The sequence below is a fragment of the Streptomyces sp. NPDC056128 genome, from assembly GCF_042263835.1.
In the GTDB taxonomy this organism is placed as follows: domain Bacteria; phylum Actinomycetota; class Actinomycetes; order Streptomycetales; family Streptomycetaceae; genus Streptomyces.
The window spans coordinates 111,989-130,091 of sequence record NZ_JBHJVQ010000001.1 but is presented as its reverse complement, the minus strand read 5'-3'; the positions used below and the strand labels follow the sequence as shown (position 1 = coordinate 130,091).

Below are 18,103 nucleotides of genomic sequence, written 5' to 3'. Positions count from 1 at the left end.
AATCAGCGGGCGGCCCACAGGAAGATGCCCGCGACGTGGAGCCCGGCCAGATAGATGGTCGCGGTCTTCTCTTAGCGGGTGGCGATGCCACGCCACTGCTTCAAGCGGTCAATGCACCGCTCGACGGTGTTGCGCTGTTTGTAGGCCCCGCGGTCGAAGGCGGGCGGTCTGCCGCCCACTGGTCCGCGCCGGGTCCGGTTGGCCGCTGGTCGGCTCGTTCCGGGATCACCGCGCGGATACCGCGTCTGCGCAGGTGGTCGCGGATCTCGCGGGAGGAGTACGCCTTGTCGGCCAGGACCATGTCCGGCCTGGTGCGAGGCCGTCCGCGGCGGCGGGGAACGCGCAGGCGGTCCATGACGTCCGAGAAGGCGGGTGCGTCGCCGGCCTGTCCGGCGGTGAGGACGAACGCCAGTGGCCGACACCGGCCGTCGGCCGCGAGGTGGATCTTCGTGGTCAGTCCGCCGCGGGAGCGGCCGATGGCATGGTCGTCCGGCTCACAGTCCGGGGCCCCCTTTTGTTGCGGGCCCCGGCCGCGTGCTGGTGAGCGCGCACGATCGTGGAGTCCACCGACACGGCCCAGACCAGGTCCTCGTCCGCGTCGGCCTGGGCCACCAGGGCGCTGAACACCCGCCCCAGGTGCCGTCGACCGCCCACATCCGCAGCGGTTGTAGACGCCCCGCCAGTTGCCGTACTTCTCCGGCAAATGCACCCACTGGGTCCCGGTCTGGAACTTGTAGGCGATCGCGTCGATCACCTCACGATGGTCCCGCCAGCGACCGTCCCGCCTCGGCGTCCGGTCCGGGAGCAACGGCTCGATCCGCACCCACTGCGCATCAGTCAACGACACACCCGGACCAACGATCAGTTGATGCGGCCCCCGCGGGGGCGCATCGAGCGGCCAGGTCGGTCGGGTGTGCCGGCCGTCAATCCGTCTCCTCATCTGCGCTCGGGCCGCGGACACAGCGCGGAGCGACATCGACGACGCCGACCTGCTTGGGTTGTTCTTGCGACAAGCGGTCCGATTGCAGCAACTTGCAATAAAATCGCCGTCGCCCACCCCGGCGCCAGCGGTACATCCCGGCGCAGCCGGTACGACTGGGGGGCCTTGCCTGTGGTAGCCAGAGGCTCAGGCCCCCCCTTCGGCACGGTTGCGTCAACGAGTCACTGTCGGCGCCTTCTTCTGCCGACGACGACCACGGCTATGGCTCCGCAGACGGCTCCGACGATTCCGCAGGCGAGAATGAGTGTGAGGTCCATCTTCAGCCTTCCATTGGCTATGGCCGTGCCGACCACTCTCTGCAGGCATCACGTGAGGTCGTTCCACAGGTAGGTACCTGCACCGGTGACGAGGCCGCCGGTCGCGCCTGTCGCAGCACCGATCCCGCATCCGGCCAGGGCACCAGGGCCAGTCCATATGCTGCCGATGGCGCCAGAAGCACAACCGGCTGCGGCACCGATCAGAGCGCCCCCGATCGTGTCCTTGACGAAGTCTCCGACGGAGAAGAGCCCGCTGGGGTCGGTGTTGTTGATGGGGTCACCGGCGGCGTAGAGGTAGGGGTTGGTTTCCTGGCCGGAGGGGTCGGGCTGGGTGAAGCGGCCGAGGGTGGGGTCGTAGTAGCGGTGGCCCATCTTGTAGAGGCCGGTCGGGTCGGCGTACGCGCCCGCGTAGCGGTACGGCTGGGGGACGGACTCCGTGGGGGTGGTGCGCGGGAGGCCGGTGGGTCCGTAGGCGTAGGTGTGGGTGCGCTTGCCGGTGCTGTCGGCGAGGCCGAGGACGTTGCCGGTGGCGTCGGTGAGGTAGTAGGAGGACTTCCCCCCAGTCGTCATGGAGTTCAGCGTGCCCGAAGGCTCGCGGATGAATCCGGTGTCGACGCCGTTCGTGGTCGTGGACGCCAGGCCGAGCGCGGTGTGGTGGAACCAGGTCCCGCCCAGCTTGGTCCGCTCCGAGTTGTCCGTTCCGGCGTGGACCAGGTCGTACGTCTTGCCGCCCGCGGTGATGCCCGCCAGCTGGCTGTGGTCGGTCCAGGACTCGCCCGTACGCGAGGTGGTGCCGGCCGCTGCCGTCTCGTTGCCGAGCTTGTCGTAGGACCAGCCGGTCGTGGTGCCGTTCTTGGCGGTCAGTTCGGATGCGTCGTTGTACTTGTAGGTCGTGCCGCCGGGGCATGCCGTTCTGCTGCCGTCGCGGCTGGTGAGGTTGCCGGACTTGTCGAAGCAGTACAGCCAGGAGGCCTTGCGGGTGCCTGCGGAGTCGGCTTCCAGGGCGTAGGTGAGGCGGTCCTGGGAGTCGTAGGTGTAGGTGGTCGTGTACTTGGTGAGGTTGTCGGTGCGGGTGCGGATCTTGGTGGTGTCCTTGCCCGCGGTGTTCTTGTAGTTGTAGGCGAGGTCGATGAACGTCTGGGTGCCCGACGTGGTCCTGATCTTCTCCGGGCGGCCGTTCTTGTCGATCGTCACCGATTGGGTGGTGCCGCCGGGGTAGACGGTCTTGGTGCGCTTGTCGTTGTTGTTGTAGTCGAAGTCGGTCTTCTTGCCGTCCGGCGCCGTCAGGTGGTCGAGGCGGCCGGCCGTGTCCCAGGTGTAGTCCGTGGTGCCGGTCGGGTCGGTGTAGTGGTCGACGTCGCCGCCGGGGGTGTAGGCCAGGGCCGTCTGGGCGCCGTTCTGCAGGGTGCGGCGCTTCTCCCGGTTGAGCTTGTCGTACTCCCACGTGGTGGTGCCCGAGGCGTCCGTGCGGGTCTTGACGTTGCCGTCGCTGTCGTAGGTGTACGTGACGGTGGAGTTGGTGGAGGAGACCTCGCGGACGCGGTCACGGTTGTCGTAGGCGTAGACGGTGGTGATACCCCTGCCGTCCTTGACCGTCTCCACCCGGCCCAGCGCGTCGTAGGTGTAGGTCGTCTCCCCCAACGGGGCCGGTGGCTTGACCTTCCACAGGTTGCCCTGGTCGTCGTACGTGAAGGAGGTGACCTTGCCGTTGCCGTCCTTCGCCGTGCAGCGCTGGCCCTCGAAACCGCCGCACTCCGGGGTGGCCTCGTTGTACGTGTACTCCCGGATCCCGCCGGCGGTGCCCGAAGTGGTCACCGACATCGTGTTGCCGTTGGCGTCGTACTTGAACGAGTCCTTGCGGCCGTCGGCGGTCGTGAAGTCGTTCGGCAGGTCCGTGCCCGCCACCGTCTGATACGCCGTCACCGACGCCGTCGCGCCCAGCGGCAGCTTCTGGGAGAGGGCGTTGTTGCGGCCGTCCCAGCCGTACGTCGTCGTGTTGCCGCCCGTGCCGTCCGCGCCGGTGCCCATGGCGTCGACAGCCGTCTGGGTGAGGTGGTTCTTGTACGTGGAGTGGCGGGCGTGGCCGAGCGGGTCGGTGACCTTGGTGACCTCGCCGTCCGCGTTGTGGACGTACTTCGTGGCGTCGCCGTCCGGGTCCGTGACCGTCGTCGTGCCCGCGTCCGAGGGGGTGGCGGCCGTGTAGTCGTACGTCCAGGTCGGGCCCGTGTGGCCGCCGGACGTCGACTCGGTGGCGCGCTGCATGGACCTGACGCGGTTGTGGCCGTCGTAGCTGAACAGGGTGACCGTGCCTTCGGGGGTGGTCACCTTCGTCACCCGGCGAGAGCCGTCGTACTCGTAGGCCGTGGCCTTGCCCGCGGTGTCCGTCACCTTGGCCAGGTTGCCGGCCCCGTCGAGGTCGAGGACGGCGGTGCGGCCGGTGTGGTCCTTGGCCTGCCACTGGTTCGGGTACGTCTTGACCAGGTCGATCCAGCGGCCGGAGCGGGTCTCGGTGAGCTTGAAGCCCTTGTGCTCGACGCCGTCGTCATGCTGCTCGACGGTGATCGTGCCGTCGTTCTTGTCCGTGACCTTGGTGAGAGTGCCGTGCTCGTCGTACGTGTCCTTCGAGCCGGACTTGCGGTCGGTCAGCGTGTAGGTGCCGTCCGCGTTCTTCTTCAGGTCCTTCGAGTAACCCGTCGGCGTGGTGTAGGTGCCGTCGGTCTTGGCGGTGAAGCGGATCAGGTTGCCGGTGGCGTCGAAGACATCCGCCTCGCCCTCGTTCACCTGGAGGTAGCGCTCGTACGCCTGCCACCAGCGCTGCGAGACCTTGCCCCACGGGGCTTCCAGGGAGTTGTACGTGCGGGTCAGCTGGAGTTTCTGGCCGACGCCCGCGATGTCGAAGTCCGTGGCGGCCAGCATCAGGTTGCCGTTGGAGATGTTCACCCGCGCGACCAGGGCGTCGTTCAGGCGGGTGTCGGTGATCTGGTGCCAGGGCACCTCGCCCTGCCCCTCGGGCAAGTAGTCGGCAGCCGCCGCACGGGATGCCGACCCCTTGAGGGCCTTCTCACCGGTTGTACGGGTCTTCTGCGCCGACCGCCAGGCCGTCACCTCGGCCGACGGCTTCGCCTCCGCCTTCGAGGCCGATGCCCTGGTCGTGCCGGCCGGGGTCGCGGGAGCCGCCACCTTCGTCGGCTTCGTCCACGGGCTCTCCGGGTCCGGCATCTCCGGCTTCGGCGTCGCCGCCAGGCCGGGCGCCGCCGCGATCACCACGGCAGCGGTCGTGATCGCCGAGACGAGAGCGGTTCTGTGTGTTCTGCGGGCACGCCGAAACGGCGTGCCCGCGGCACGCGAGTGCATCAACTTCCCCCCACAGGAAGACAGACACGGCAACCCCAACGGTCACCGCAGGCCCACAAGCTGTCACAAGAAGCGCACAAATTGACCCGCCGTCCCCCCGAATCACTGACGCATGCAGGCCGGAATCAGCCCTGCCGCTTGCGGTGGGCAGTCCGACATGAAAGGGGATCAAAATCCGGCAACGGAGGCGGAGGCGATGGCGTCCTTACCGACTTCAGGGGAAAATCTGGCCTGAACTGAGCGAACTGGAACTTTCTCCGCCGATCCCTGTCGCAACGGCCGGGGCTCCCTGTGCGCAGGCCCGCTAGAAGGTGTAGCGGGTGTGGCTGAACACCTGGCCTTCGTGCCCGAAGCCGTACGCCGTGCCGGGTGCCACCGCGAACAGCAGGTCGTTGCCCTTGCGGATGCTGTCGCCGATGCCGTAGAAGACCCCCTCCGGCGAGGTGATGTGGTCCCCGTACTGTGCCTCGAACGCGGCGATGACCTCGTTCTGCCGCGCCGGATCCGTCACCCGCTCCGCCGTGCCCTCGATCACGATGTCGAGGCCTTCGGAGAGTGAGTTGTGCCCTGTGGTCAGTGCGCAGTGGGCATTGGCGGCCAGGTTCTTCGCCTTCTGCTCTCCCGGCCCGGTGCTGAAGTGCAGCGCCCCGTCGTGCCAGGCGGCGATCAGCGGTGTGACGTGCAGCCGGCCGTCCGGCCGGATCGTGGTGATCCAGAAGACCTCGGCGGCCCGCAGCCGGCGCTGGGCCTCGGCCCAGTCCGTGGCGGTGACGTTCTCCGCGCCTGGGCGCGGGTTGAGCGCGGAGCTGTAGCGGGCGTCGAGTTCGGTCATGGGCTGCTTCGGCTGCTTCGGCGTCATGCGGAACTCCCTTCCCCTCTTGTGGCCAAGGCTACGCAGCTTGCAGCGAAGGAACGCTCGTCCGCCGGAAGGGCAGAGCATTCCGTCGGCTCCCCCGCTCCGGGCACGCCACCCGTCTCGCTCAGGTCTGCTCCTCGATGCCGATCGCCGTGCGCAGAGAGCGCTGGGCCGGGCCGGGTTCGCCCTGCTGGGACTCCAGCAGGGCGGCGGCGATGGCGTCGAGCTTGTGCTGCACGGCGTGCTCGGCCCGGCGCTCACTGTTCTTCAGCAGCGCCAGCAGCAGGAGGGTGACCGCGGTCATGGACTCGCCGGCGAGCAGCATCCAGGTGAGCGGCGCCTTCGCGATGTGCACGCCTATGACGATGCCGACCAAGAGCAGGCAGACCCCGAAGAACGCCGGGCTGCTGGTGAAGTTGGACGCCCGCTCGGCGAACCGCTCGAAGGGGCCGCGGCTGCTGCCGCCGCGTTCGGCCGGGTGCTCCAGGGTCATGTGCCGCCTCTTTCGGTGCCGCCGGGTGTCGGTGGGGTCCTCGTACCCGGTGGTCAGCGGACCAGGCGGACCAGTTTGTGATTGACGTCCAGGGGCTGGTCGAACTCATCGTGCGGGCGGCGCACTCCCCCTTGAGAAGGGCGCCAACGCATGTGCCGCGACGCCCGGCCGGGCAGTCTCAGTCGGTGATCGAGGCCCGGAAGCGGTACCGGTCGCCGCGGTAGATGGCGACCGTCAGCTCCAGCGGGCGGGCGTCCTGGTTGTACGCCAGCTGGGTGGCGACCAGGACCGGTGTGACGTCCGTGATCTCCAGCAACTCCCGTTCCTCCGGGGTGGGCTGGCGGGCCTCGACCGAGTAGTCGGCGACGCGGGGGAACTGCCCCGGGGTGGCCGTGCGCAGGGTGGCGTACAGCGAGGCCGTGCCGAAGTCGGTGTCGGCGAGCCGCGGGCACAGCGCGAGGGGCAGCCTGTTGTGCTCGACGACCACCACCAGGTCGTCGAGGTAGCGCAGGCGCCGCATCTCGAACAGGGGCGCGCCCGGGGCGATGCGCAGTTCCTCGGCCTCCTGGACCCTCGCCGGGCGCACCGCTGAGGCCAGCACCCGGGTGCGGGCGGCGAGGCCGTGGCGCAGCGCGTGGTCGGCGAAGCCCTGCACGGAGCGGCCGCCGGGCGCCGTCCCGGGCGGGGTGGCGGGGGCGTCGGCGGCATCCGCGCCGCCACCACTCATGCTCGTGAGGAACCAGCCCCGGGCCGGGGACGACTCGATCACGCCCCGGTTGGCGAGGTCAGCGAGCGCCGAGCGCATGGTGACGCGCGAGACGGCGTACCGCTCGGCCAGCACGCGTTCCGAGGGGAGCCGGTCGCCGGCCCGGGCGCTCCCGGCGGTGATGTCGTCCATCAGGCGCGCGGCGACCTGCGCGTACAGCGGCAGCGCGTCGGCGTCGAGAAGGCCGCGCGGGAGCGGCGACTCAGTAGGCATACCAGTACAATACCAGATGCTGTTCATTGACGGCCAGTATTAATACCAGTATGGTCGCGGCAGACCGGGGCCTCCCGTCCAGCGTCCCGGCACACCCCGTACCACCTGCCACTTCCCCGTATTCCCCGTATTCATCTGCACCAGAACCGGAGACACCATGCCGAGCCCGTGGGACCAACTGGTACGAGACCAGAAGTCCGGGATCCCGGTGGGGATCGCGTCGGTCTGCTCGGCCCACCCCCTGGTCATCGAGGCCGCGGTCCGCCAGGCGCGGGCCACCGGCGCCACCCTGCTCGTCGAGGCGACCTCCAACCAGGTGGACCAGGACGGCGGTTACACCGGCATGCGCCCGGCCGACTTCCGCGATCTGGTCCACCGGATCGCCGCGGAGCACGGTCTGCCGGCGGACCGGAGCGTGCTGGGCGGTGACCACCTCGGCCCCAACCGCTGGCGTGCCCTGCCCCCGGAGGAGGCCATGCGCAAGGCGGAGGTGCTGGTCGCCGCCTACGTCGAAGCGGGCTTCACCAAGATCCACCTGGACTGCAGCTTCTCCTGCGCGGGCGATCCGGTACCGCTCACCGACGACCTGGTCGCCCGGCGCGCGGTGCGGCTGATCCGCGTGGCCGAGCGCACGGCGGGACCGCGGGCGGCCGGGCTCCGGTACGTGATCGGCACCGAGGTGCCGGTCCCCGGCGGTGCGCACGAGTCGCTGCACGAGGTCCCGCCCACCGCCGCGCCGGCCGCCGGGGCGACGCTGGAGCGGCACCGCGCCGCCTTCGCCGAGGCGGGTTTGTCCGGCGTCTGGCCCCGGGTGCTCGCGCTCGTCGTCCAGCCGGGCGTGGAGTTCGACCACCACCGCGTCTTCGGCTACCGGCGGGCCGCGACGGACCGGCTGCGCCGGGTCCTGGACGGCGAGCCGGACATGGTCTTCGAGGCCCACTCGACCGACTACCAGTCGGCCGCCGCGCTCGGCGAGCTGGTGGCCGACCACTGGGCCGTCCTCAAGGTCGGCCCGGGCCTGACGTTCGCCCTGCGCGAGGCGCTCTTCGCGCTGGCGGCCATCGAGGACGAGCTGGTCGGCCCGGACCGGGCGTCCCGGCTGGCCGCCGTCGTCGAGCGCCGCATGCTGGAGCGGCCCGACTGGTGGCAGGGGTACTACGAGGGCGACACGCGCGAGCGCTACCTGGCCCGCCGCTACAGCTACAGCGACCGGATCCGGTACTACTGGGCGGATTCCGAGATCACGGCGGCCCAGTCCACGCTCTTCGGCAACCTCGACGCCGCCGGCATCCCGCTGCCCCTCCTCTCCGCCCACCTGCCCGAGCAGTACCGGCGGGTCCGCGCGGGCGAACTCGCGCCCACCCCGCGCGAACTGACCATCGACCGGGTCCGTGACGTCCTGCGCGACTACGACCGGGCCTGCACCCCCCTGATCAAGGAGTCCGCGTGACCGCCCCCCTCAGCCCCGCCCCCGCCGCCCCGGCCGGTGCGGAGCACACCCACCGGGAGATCGCCCAGCAGCCCGAGCTGTGGCGGCGGGTCGACCGGATCGTCGCGGACGACCGGCCGCGGCTGGACGCCTTCCTCGCCCCGCTGCTCGCCGACCCCCGGCTGCGCATCGTGCTGACCGGCGCCGGCACCTCCGCCTACGCCGGGGAGATCCTGCGCGCGGCGCTGGCCGCGCACACCGGGCGGCGGGTGGACGCGATCGCGACGACCGACATCGTCGCCGACCCGCACGGCTGCCTCGGGGAGGACCTGCCCACCCTGCTGGTCTCCTTCGCGCGGTCCGGCAACAGCCCGGAGAGCACCGCGGCGACGGCCGCCGCCTCCGCCCTGCTCGGCACCTGCGCCCACCTGATCGTGACCTGCAACGCCGAGGGCGACCTGGCCCGGCTGCACCAGGAGCGGTCCGACTCGCACGTGGTGCTGATGCCCCCGGAGGCCGAGGACCGCGGCTTCGCGATGACCTCCAGCCTGAGCTGCATGCTCCTGGCCGTCCTGCTGGTCCTCGGGCAGCGCCCCGAGGGCGGCGTGGACCCGCTGGCGGAGGCGGCGCGGGCGGTCGTCGGCGACGCGCTCGGCGCCCGTATCGACGCCTTCACCGCCGACGCCCCCGAGCGGGTGGTGTACCTGGGCAGCGGCGCGCTCAAGGCGCTCGCCGGGGAGTCCGCGCTCAAGCTCCTGGAGCTGACCGGTGGCGCGGTGGTGTCCTGGGCGGACTCCTCGCTCGGGTTCCGGCACGGGCCCAAGGCATTCCTCACCGACCGCACCTCGGTCGTCGTCTACGTCTCCAACGAACCGTACACCCGCCGGTACGACCTGGACATCCTCGCGGAGATGCGGGCGGCCCTGCCGCCGGGGCGCGTGGTCGCCGTGGCGGGCCGCGCCGAGGGCCTGCCCGTGGACGACGGCACCTGGCTGCTGCCGGGCATGGCCGACGCGGACGACGCGGCGCTCGCGCTGCCTGCCGTGGTGTGCGCGCAGCGGGTGGCGCTGAACGCCTCCCTGGGTCGCGGCATCCGGCCCGACAACCCCTTCCCCGACGGCGAGGTCAACCGCGTCGTGCAGGGCGTCACCGTGTACCCGCTGTCCGGACGCTGACCGCGTTCGCCCGCGACCGGAGAGGAGAGCCGCATGGCCCCCGTGAAGCCCGTGAAGCCCGTGAAGCCCGTGAAGCCCGTGAAGCCCGTGAAGGACGCCCGGCACCCCGCGCCCGACTCCGTGTTCCTCGGTGTGGACGGCGGGGGCACCAAGACCGCCTTCTGTCTCGTCGACGCCTCGGGCACGGTCCGTGCCAGGGCGACGGGTCCTGGCACCTCTCCGTCCGACGAGGCCGGGGACGACGGGTCGTTCGGCACCTACCCGGTGCTCGCCGAGGGCGTGGCGCGGGTGTGCGCCGAGTCCGGCGTCGCCCCCGCGGACGTGACCCACGCCTTCTTCGGGCTGCCCGCGCACGGGGAGTCGCCCGCGCTGACGGCGGCCCTCGACGCGCTGCCCGGCCGCCTGCTGGGCCACGCCCGGTACGGCGTCGGCAACGACATGGTCTGCGCCTGGGCCGGCTCCCTCGGCCTGGCCGCCGGGATCAACGTGATCAGCGGGACCGGGTCGATGGCCTACGGCGAACGGGCGGGGCGGACCGCGCGTACCGGGGGCTGGGGCGAGCTGTTCGGCGACGAGGGCTCGGCCCACTGGATCGCCGTGCGGGGGCTGAACGCCTTCACCCGCATGAGCGACGGCCGGCTCGCCCCCGGCCCGCTGGCCGACGTACTGCGCCGCTCGCTGGGCCTCGGCTCGGACCTCGACGTCGTGGGCCGGGTGCTGTACGGCGGGCTCGGCCGGGACGGCGTCGCCGCCCTCAGCCGCCGGGTCACCGAGGCCGCCGAGCTGGGCGACCCCGTCGCCGGGGCGATCCTCGCGCGGGCCGGTCGGGAGCTGGCGCTGCTGGCCGACGCGGCGCGGGAACGGCTCGGCTTCCCCACGACCGAGCCGGTCCCCGTGTCGTACTCGGGCGGGGTCTTCGGGGCCCAGGCGGTGGCCGATGCCTTCCGCGCCGAACTGACCCGCCTGGACGCCCGCTTCGACCTGCGTCCTCCCCTGTACGAACCCGTGGTCGGCGCCGCCCTCCACGCCGCGTCACTGGCCGGCACCCCGCTGGACGACACGGCCCGCGCCGCACTGCGGTCACCGGAAGGACCACCGGCGCCGTAGCGCCGCCAAGACTCCCTCACCCCGCCCCACCACCGGGCGGTCCCGCTGAAAGGAACCCCCTGATGTCCGACACCCGCGTGCTCGTCCTCATCGGCGCGGGCAGCGCCGTGTTCACCCGCGGACTGCTCGCCGACCTGATCACCGCGGACGACCTCGGGTCCTGGGAGATCCGCCTGGTCGACGTCAACGAGGAGGCGCTGGCCGTGGCCGCGCGGCTCGCCCGGCGCATGGTCGAGGCGCGGGAGGCCGGGAACCGGATCACCGTCCGTGCCTCGGCCGACCGGCGCACCGAACTGCCGGGCGCGGACTACGTGGTGACCTGTGTCGGCGTGGGCGGACGCCCCGCGTGGCAGCGGGACCACGAGATCTGCCAGGAGCACGGCGTCTACCAGCCGGTCGGCGACTCGGTGATGCCCGGCGGCATCTCGCGTCTGCTGCGCACCGTCCCGGTGATGGTGGACGTCGCCCGCGACATCGCCGACCTCGCGCCGGACGCCTTCTTCTTCAACTACAGCAACCCGATGACGGCCAACGTCCAGGCCATGACGCGGTACGCCGGCGCCCAGCCGGTGGGCCTGTGCCACGGCATGCACCACGTGCAGCGGGAGCTGGCCGCGTTCGCGGGGCTGCCCTTCGAGGAGACCTCGACGCTGTACGCGGGCATCAACCACCTCACCTTCATCTACGACTTCCGGCACAACGGCCGCGACGCCTGGCCCGGGGTGCGCGCGCGGATGGAGCGGGAGCTGGCCGAACCGGCCGACCCGGCGGACATCGGCGCCATCTGGGAGAACGGCAAGGCGTGGCACAACCCGTTCTCCTGGGAGATCTTCCGCCGCTACGGCGCCTACCCGGCCGCCAACGACCGGCACGTGCTGGAGTTCTTCCCCGAGCGCTGGGCCGGCGGCGACTACTACGGCAAGAAGCTGGGCGTCGACGCGTTCTCCGTCCCGGAGATCCTCCAGTGGGGCGAGGACCGCTACCAGGGCATGCGCGCCCAGGCCGAGGACGACGCCCCGCTGGACGCCGCCTCGTTCGAGAACTCCACCGGTGAGCAGGAGCAGCTCATCGCGATCATCCGGTCGATCACCTTCGACCGGCGCGAGATGTTCTCCGTCAACGTGCCCAACCGCGGCTCGGTGCCGGGGCTGCCCGACGAGGCGGCGCTGGAGGTCCCGGCGGTCGCCACCGCGCGCGGGCTGCGCCCCGTGTCGGTCCCCGACCTCTCGGCGCCGCTCACCTCGATCCTGGCCCGCCGCCTGACCTCGGTGGAACTGGCGACGGAGGCCGCGATGAAGGGCGACCGCGGACTCGTGGTCGAGGCGATGATCGCCGACGGCGCGGTCACCGACCCGGACGCGGCCGTGGCCCTCACGGACGCGCTGCTCGACGCCCAGCGGGCCCATCTCCCCCAGTTCGCCTGACCGATCCGCGCCGCGGGTCCCCCGTAACCCCCTTGGAGACCACGTGAAGATCAGCCGTATCCGCCACCAGGGCCGGGTGTTCGCCGCCCGCGTCGAGGGCGACACCGCTTACCCGGTCGTCGCGGAGGACGACCGCTTCATGGCCGACGCCGTCCGCGACCTGATCGCCGACGGCACCGCGCACGACGTGCTGTCCGCGGACGTGCCGGGCGTGCCGCTCGCCGACGTCGAGGTGCTGAGCCCGCTCGCCGCCCCGCAGAAGATCGTCTGCATCGGCCTCAACTACGCCGACCACATCCGCGAGACCGGACTGGAGACCCCGAAGGTCCCCCTCGCCTTCGTGAAGACCGCCCACTGCCTCACCGGCCCGACGGCGGACGTGCGCGTGCCCCGCGGGGCGAGTGAGCAGCTGGACTGGGAGGCCGAGCTGGCCGTCGTCATCGGGCGGACCGCCCGCGACGTGACCGCCGAGCAGGCTATGGAGCACGTCTTCGGCTACACCGTCGCCAACGACGTGTCGGCGCGTGACGCCCAGTTCTCGGACGGGCAGTGGTTCCGCGGCAAGAACTTCGACGACTTCTGCCCGCTCGGGCCGTGGCTGGTCAGTGCCGACGACATCCCCGACCCGCAGGCGCTGGCGATCTCCGCCAAGGTCAACGGCGCCACCGTCCAGGACAGCTCCACCAAGGAGATGATCTTCGGGGTAGCCGAGACCATCGCGTACCTCTCCCGCTACATGACGCTCCACCCCGGCGACGTCATCGCCACCGGCACGCCGCACGGCGTCGGCATGGGCCGTACCCCGCAGCTGTGGCTCGGGGACGGCGACGTCGTGGAGGTCGAGGTGGAGCACGTCGGCCGGCTCCGCAACACGGTGCGCCTCACCGGCTGACGCCGCCCCCTCCCTCTTCCCACCGTCCCGCCACCAGCAGGAGGACCGCGATGAACATCGCCGACGACCCCGACCGCGCGCCGGCCCGCTCGCACCTGTACGCCATGGGCCTGACCGACGACGACATGCGCAGGCCCACGGTGGGCATCGCGTCCACCTGGACGGGCACGATGCCCTGCAACCTCACCCACCGCGACCTCGCCCGGCACGTGGCCACCGGTGTGCGCAGGGCGGGCGGCACGCCGATGGAGTTCAACACCGTCGCCGTGTCCGACAACCTCACCATGGGCACGCCGGGCATGCGGGCGTCGCTGGTCAGCCGGGAGGTCATCGCGGACTCCATCGAGCTGATGGGCCGCGCGCACGCCTTCGACGCCCTGGTCTGCATCGTCGGCTGCGACAAGACGGTGCCCGCGGCCATGATGGCGATGGCCCGCCTGGACATCCCCGCCGTCCTCCTCTACAGCGGCAGCATGATGCCGGGCCGCTGGCGCGACCGCGACGTGACGATCCAGGACATGTGGGAGGCGCTCGGCGAGCGCGCGGTCGGCCGGCTCGACCAGGAGGACGTGGACGACCTGGCCCGCAACGCCTGTCCCGGGGCGGGCACGTGTGCGGCCCAGTACACCGCCAACACCATGGGCGCGGTCGCCGACTTCATGGGCCTGGCGCCCTTCGGCGTCGGTGACATCCCCGCGGTCGCCGCCGAGAAGCAGGCCGCCGCGGAGCACGTGGGCGAGGTCGCCCTGGACGTCTTCGCCCGGGACGTGCGCCCCTCGCACATCCTGACGCGGGACGCCCTGTACAACGCCATCGTGTCGGTCGCCTCGATGGGCGGCTCCACGAACGCGGTGCTCCACCTGCTGGCGGTGGCCCGCGAGGCGGGTCTCGACCTGGCGATCGACGAGATCGGCGCGATCTGCCGCCAGGTCCCCATCGTCACCGGCCTCAAGCCCTCGGGACCGCACACCGCGGTCGACCTGTGGCGGGCGGGCGGCACCTCGCTGGTGGCGTCCCGGCTGCGGGACGCGGGGCTGCTGCGCGAGAACGTGACCCTCGTCGACGGCCGCACCTTCGCCGACGTCGCCGCCGACGCCCAGGAGGCGCCGGGTCAGGACGTGGTGGCGAGCGTCGCCGAGCCCGTGAAGGGGCCGGGCGCGCTCGCCGTACTGCGCGGTTCGCTCGCGCCCGACGGCTGCGTGCTCAAGCTGGGCGGCCGGGCCGACTTCCGGCGCGAGGGCCCGGCGCGGGTCTTCGACTCGGAGGAGGAGTGCTTCGAGGCCATCCAGGGCGGGCACGTGCGCGCCGGTGACGTGGTCATCGTCCGGTACGAGGGACCGGCCGGGGGCCCGGGCATGCGGGAGATGCTGTCCATCACCGGCGCGCTGGTGGGTCAGGGCCTCGGCGACTCGGTCGCGCTCGTCACGGACGGCCGTTTCAGCGGCGTCTCGCACGGCCTGGTCATCGGCCATGTCGCCCCCGAGGCGTACCAGGGCGGACCCATCGCCCTGGTACGGGACGGCGACACCGTGGCCGTCGACTCGGCCGCCGAGACCCTCGACCTCCTCGTCGACGCCGGGGAACTCGAACGCCGCCGCGCCGCATGGACCCGCCCGGAGCGCCTCGCGGAACGCGGCGTCTTCAGCAAGTACGTCGCCACGGTGGGCTCCGCCTCGGACGGCGCGGTCACCGTCTGACCCGCGGGCTCAGCCTGAGCTGCCGGGGAGGACGAAGCCGTTCTCGTAGGCGAACACCACGGCTTGGGCGCGGTCACGCAGATGGAGCTTGGCGAACATGCTGCCGATGTGGCTCTTCACCGTCGCCTCGGTCACGACCAGGTGCGCGGCGATCTCCGGGTTCGACATGCCCCTGGCCACCAGGAGGAGGGTCTCCCGTTCCCGGGGAGTGAGATCGGCCGACAGCTTGGTGGGGGGCCGGAGCGGCGCGGTGCGGGTGGTGGCGTAGTCCTCGATCAGCCTGCGGGTGATCGACGGCGACAGCAGGGCCTCCCCGGCGTGCACGACGCGGATCGCCTCCAGCAGGCGGGCGCGGGAGGCGTCCTTGAGCAGGAACCCCGACGCGCCCGCCCGTAGTGCGCCGAAGACGTATTCGTCCAGGTCGTAGGTGGTGAGGATCAGCACTCGGGGCGAGGGCCCGGAGGCGGTCAGGAGGGAGGTGGCCTCGACACCGTCCATGCGCGGCATGCGGATGTCCATCAGGACCACGTCGGGGTGCAGAGCGGCGGCCTGGGTGAGGGCCTCGTGGCCGTCGGCGGCTTCGCCGACGACCTCGAGGTCGTTCTGGGTCTGCAGGAACAGCCGGAAGCCGGTGCGGATCAGCTCCTGGTCGTCGACGATCAGAAGGCGGATGGTCATGCCGCGTCCTCGACGGGGAGCCGGGCGGTCACCAGGAATCCGCGGGCGGTACGGCGGGCGTCCAGGCTGCCGCCCGTCACCGCCGCACGCTCCCGCATCCCGAGGATGCCGTGCCCGGCGGCCGACGGGAGCGGGTGGCGGCCGACGCCGTCGTCTTCGACCGTGACGTCCAGCCGCGTCCGGCCGTAGTGGAGCGTCACCGTGACCGTGGTGGGGTCGGTGTGTTTGAGCACGTTGGTCAGCGCCTCCTCGACTATCCGGTAGGCCGACAGCTCCAGGCCGCCGGCCAGCGGCCGGGCCTCGCCGGTGAGCTCCAACCGCACCGGCATCCCGGCTGTCCGGTATCCGGAAACCAGATCGGCGAGCTGGTCGAGCGACGGCTGCGGACGCCACTGCGCGCTGTCGTCCGACGTGCGCAGCAGGCCGAGGATCCGGCGGAGTTCGGCCAGGCTCTGCTCCGCGTTGGCCTCGACCCGTTCCAGGGTCTCGGCCGCGACCCGGGGCTCGGTCGGCAGGACGTCCCGGGCGCCGCGCACGCCGATCAGCATGACGGTGACCGAATGGGCCACGATGTCGTGGAGTTCGCGGGCGATGGAGGTGCGTTCCCGCTGGGCCGCGATCTGGTCGAGTTGCTCGCGCTCGCGTTCCAGGGTGGCCGCGCGGTCCTCCAGCGCCCCGGTGTAGCGCCGCCGAGTCTGCAGGTACGAGCCGAGGGCCCACGCGCCGATCGGGATGGGCAGCGACGAGATGCTCGCCAGCAGCAGGAACAGCGCCGTCGGAGCGAGCGCCGCCACCGAGACCCTTCGGTCACGCAGGTCGGCGAGCGAGGCGAGGGCGACCACGACGAGCGCCCCGCCCGGCGAGTAGTCCAGCGGCACGAGCACCGCGGCTCCCGCACAGGCCGCGACGAGCACCACCAGCGGAGCGCGGCGTCGGAGGAGCAGGACGGAGCCGGCAAGCACCGTCACCACGACCGGGATCACGCCGACCGGGGTGTCGTCGTCGAAGAGCAGCCCCAGTTCCACCGCGGTCGTGATCACCGCCAGCGCGAGGTCGAACAGCGCCGGGCGGCGTGCGCCCAGCAGGTCGTACGCCGCCCGGGCCCACCGAGGGAGCCGGTTCACGCCAGATCGCGCCGTCGCTCGACGACGACCGCGACGAGGGTGACCGCGACCGTCCACGCGGCCAGGACCCATCCGGCCTCGGCCACCGACAGGGTCGTGTGGTGGGTCATCCGGCTCAGAATTCCGGCCGCGCCGAAGGGCGTGAGGTTGATCCCCGATTCCCAGACGCCGGACAGCAGCGGGACCACGGCGAAGTTCACGATCAGGAGGACGACCACGCCCAGGACCGGGCTACGGATCAGGGCGCCGAGGACGGCACCCAGGATCGCGGACAGGACGAACGCCACGAGGTTGCCCGCCACGACGGCAAGGACGTCGCCCGCGGTGAGACCGGGACCCGGGTGGTCACTCAGCAGCGGCAGCGCGAGCCCGAGGGACACCATGGTCGTCAGCGTACCGAGCAGGAGGCCCATCAGGGCGTACGCGGTGATTCTCGCCGACAGCACGACCCCGCGGTGACGGCGGCTCACCAGAGCCGCCGGTGCGGCCGTCCGGTGCCGGTACTCCCCGGCGGTACCGACCAAGCCCCAGAGCAGAAGCAGGATCGGCAGCGCCGACAGGGCCTCCTGCTTCTCGGGCACCTCGTCCAGGTCGCCCGACCACACCGCGACGGCCAGGACGTTGAGGACGGCGAACGCGACCCCGCCCACCGCGAAACCCAGCACGGTCCGGGTGGTCATGGTCTTGATCAGTTCGCCTCGCAGCAGATGGCTCAACGGTCCGCCCCTCCCGTGAGGCCGAAGAACGCGTCCTCCAGCGACGCGGTCCGCCGCACGATCTCCTCCAGCAGAACCCCTTCCCGGTGGGCCAGCCGTGCCACCTCCGTGGCGTCGAGCCCTTCGATCAGCAGCCCGCCCGGCTCATCGCGCCTTGTGCGGCCACCGGCCGCGACCACCAGCGCCGACAGGCGCTCGGCCTCGGCGGTGCGTACGACGACCGCTCTCGCCCCGGACCGTTCGAGGTCCTCGATCGCGCCTGCGTGGACCAGCCGGCCGCGGTCGATCATGATCACGTCGTCGACGGTCTGGGCCGCCTCGCTGAGCATGTGGCTGGAGAGCAGGACCGTGCCGCCCTTCGCGGCCCGGTCCCGCAGCAGCGTGCGCAACCAGCGGATGTCCTGCGGGTCCAGGCCGTTCACCGGCTCGTCGAGCACCAGGATCTCCGGATCGCCCAGCAGCGCCGCGGCGAGCCCGAGGCGCTGCCGCATGCCCATCGAGTACTTCCCGACCCTGCCCCGGGCCGCCTCCTCCAGGCCGACGAGCTCCAGGACCTCACCGACCCGGCGGCGGGGAAGTCCGGCCAGTGCGGCCAGCGACCGCAGGTGCGCCCGACCGGACCGGCCGGGATGGGCCCCGCACGGCTCGATGTACACGCCGAGCAGGCGGGAGTCGGGCCTGATCCTCGTGACCGGCGTGCCCCGCAGGAACGCCCGGCCCGCTGTCGGCCGCGCCAGTCCCACGACCGCCATGAGCGCCGTGGTCTTCCCTGCCCCGTTCGGGCCGAAGAACCCCGTCACCCTTCCGGATCCGACCGTGAACGACAGGTCGTCGACAGCCGTTCTACGGCCATAACGCTTGGTCAGCCCTTCGACCCTGATGGCCGCCGGGTCCCCGACGGATGTGCGTGAACGAGTCATAC

The 18,103-nt window shown here is 71.7% G+C and carries 14 protein-coding genes and 1 pseudogene; 6 read left to right on the top strand and 9 right to left on the bottom strand.

Annotation, left to right across the window (positions count from 1 at the left end):
• Positions 1-2 precede the first annotated feature (2 nt).
• The 5 genes and pseudogenes from ACFC1X_RS00645 to ACFC1X_RS00625 form a co-directional block, all read right to left on the bottom strand.
• Positions 3-862: pseudogene (locus ACFC1X_RS00645) on the bottom strand (IS5 family transposase).
• Positions 863-1,305: 443 nt separating this feature from the next.
• Positions 1,306-4,524, bottom strand: coding sequence for an RHS repeat-associated core domain-containing protein (locus ACFC1X_RS00640; RefSeq protein ID WP_376347474.1), 3,219 nt, complete (start codon positions 4,522-4,524; stop codon positions 1,306-1,308).
• A 391-nt stretch (positions 4,525-4,915) separates the two neighbouring features.
• On the bottom strand, positions 4,916-5,470 hold the full coding sequence (locus ACFC1X_RS00635) for a pyridoxamine 5'-phosphate oxidase family protein (protein WP_376347472.1): 555 nt from the start codon (positions 5,468-5,470) through the stop codon (positions 4,916-4,918).
• Between the two features lie 121 nt (positions 5,471-5,591).
• Complete coding sequence (locus ACFC1X_RS00630) at positions 5,592-5,960, bottom strand: low affinity iron permease family protein (RefSeq protein WP_376347471.1); 369 nt, start codon at positions 5,958-5,960, stop codon at positions 5,592-5,594.
• A 178-nt stretch (positions 5,961-6,138) separates the two neighbouring features.
• The gene (locus ACFC1X_RS00625) at positions 6,139-6,939 is read right to left on the bottom strand and encodes a GntR family transcriptional regulator (protein ID WP_376347469.1); all 801 of its coding nucleotides are present in this window, start codon (positions 6,937-6,939) and stop codon (positions 6,139-6,141) included.
• 157 nt (positions 6,940-7,096) lie between these two features.
• Between ACFC1X_RS00625 and ACFC1X_RS00620 the strand changes: the two genes are divergently transcribed.
• The 6 genes from ACFC1X_RS00620 to ilvD all read left to right on the top strand — a co-directional run bounded on the left by ACFC1X_RS00620 (position 7,097) and on the right by ilvD (position 14,663).
• The gene (locus tag ACFC1X_RS00620; protein ID WP_376347467.1) at positions 7,097-8,389 is read left to right on the top strand and encodes a D-tagatose-bisphosphate aldolase, class II, non-catalytic subunit; all 1,293 of its coding nucleotides are present in this window, start codon (positions 7,097-7,099) and stop codon (positions 8,387-8,389) included.
• On the top strand, positions 8,386-9,543 hold the full coding sequence (locus ACFC1X_RS00615; protein WP_376347465.1) for an SIS domain-containing protein: 1,158 nt from the start codon (positions 8,386-8,388) through the stop codon (positions 9,541-9,543). The genes ACFC1X_RS00620 and ACFC1X_RS00615 overlap by 4 nt, the downstream gene beginning before the upstream one ends.
• 33 nt (positions 9,544-9,576) lie before the next feature.
• Positions 9,577-10,650 (top strand): N-acetylglucosamine kinase, encoded by a 1,074-nt coding sequence (locus tag ACFC1X_RS00610; protein ID WP_376347463.1) that lies wholly within the window; start codon positions 9,577-9,579, stop codon positions 10,648-10,650.
• Positions 10,651-10,712: 62 nt separating this feature from the next.
• The gene (locus ACFC1X_RS00605; RefSeq protein WP_376347461.1) at positions 10,713-12,074 is read left to right on the top strand and encodes a hypothetical protein; all 1,362 of its coding nucleotides are present in this window, start codon (positions 10,713-10,715) and stop codon (positions 12,072-12,074) included.
• Positions 12,075-12,117: 43 nt separating this feature from the next.
• Complete coding sequence (locus ACFC1X_RS00600) at positions 12,118-12,966, top strand: fumarylacetoacetate hydrolase family protein (RefSeq protein ID WP_376347459.1); 849 nt, start codon at positions 12,118-12,120, stop codon at positions 12,964-12,966.
• Between the two features lie 50 nt (positions 12,967-13,016).
• Entirely contained in the window at positions 13,017-14,663 is a 1,647-nt protein-coding gene (ilvD, locus tag ACFC1X_RS00595; protein WP_376347458.1) for a dihydroxy-acid dehydratase, read from the top strand.
• 9 nt (positions 14,664-14,672) lie between these two features.
• Here the strand turns inward: ilvD and ACFC1X_RS00590 are convergent, their stop codons facing one another.
• The 4 genes from ACFC1X_RS00590 to ACFC1X_RS00575 are packed head-to-tail and all read right to left on the bottom strand — an operon-like array spanning position 14,673 to position 18,101.
• Positions 14,673-15,341, bottom strand: a complete 669-nt coding sequence (locus tag ACFC1X_RS00590; protein ID WP_376347456.1) for a response regulator — start codon at positions 15,339-15,341, stop codon at positions 14,673-14,675.
• Positions 15,338-16,465, bottom strand: a complete 1,128-nt coding sequence (locus ACFC1X_RS00585) for a sensor histidine kinase (protein WP_376347454.1) — start codon at positions 16,463-16,465, stop codon at positions 15,338-15,340. The genes ACFC1X_RS00590 and ACFC1X_RS00585 overlap by 4 nt, the downstream gene beginning before the upstream one ends.
• Positions 16,462-17,181, bottom strand: a complete 720-nt coding sequence (locus ACFC1X_RS00580) for an ABC transporter permease (RefSeq protein ID WP_376347452.1) — start codon at positions 17,179-17,181, stop codon at positions 16,462-16,464. Before ACFC1X_RS00580 ends, ACFC1X_RS00585 begins: the two co-directional genes overlap by 4 nt.
• The gene (locus tag ACFC1X_RS00575) at positions 17,178-18,101 is read right to left on the bottom strand and encodes an ABC transporter ATP-binding protein (protein ID WP_376347450.1); all 924 of its coding nucleotides are present in this window, start codon (positions 18,099-18,101) and stop codon (positions 17,178-17,180) included. Before ACFC1X_RS00575 ends, ACFC1X_RS00580 begins: the two co-directional genes overlap by 4 nt.
• Positions 18,102-18,103: the final 2 nt, after the last annotated feature.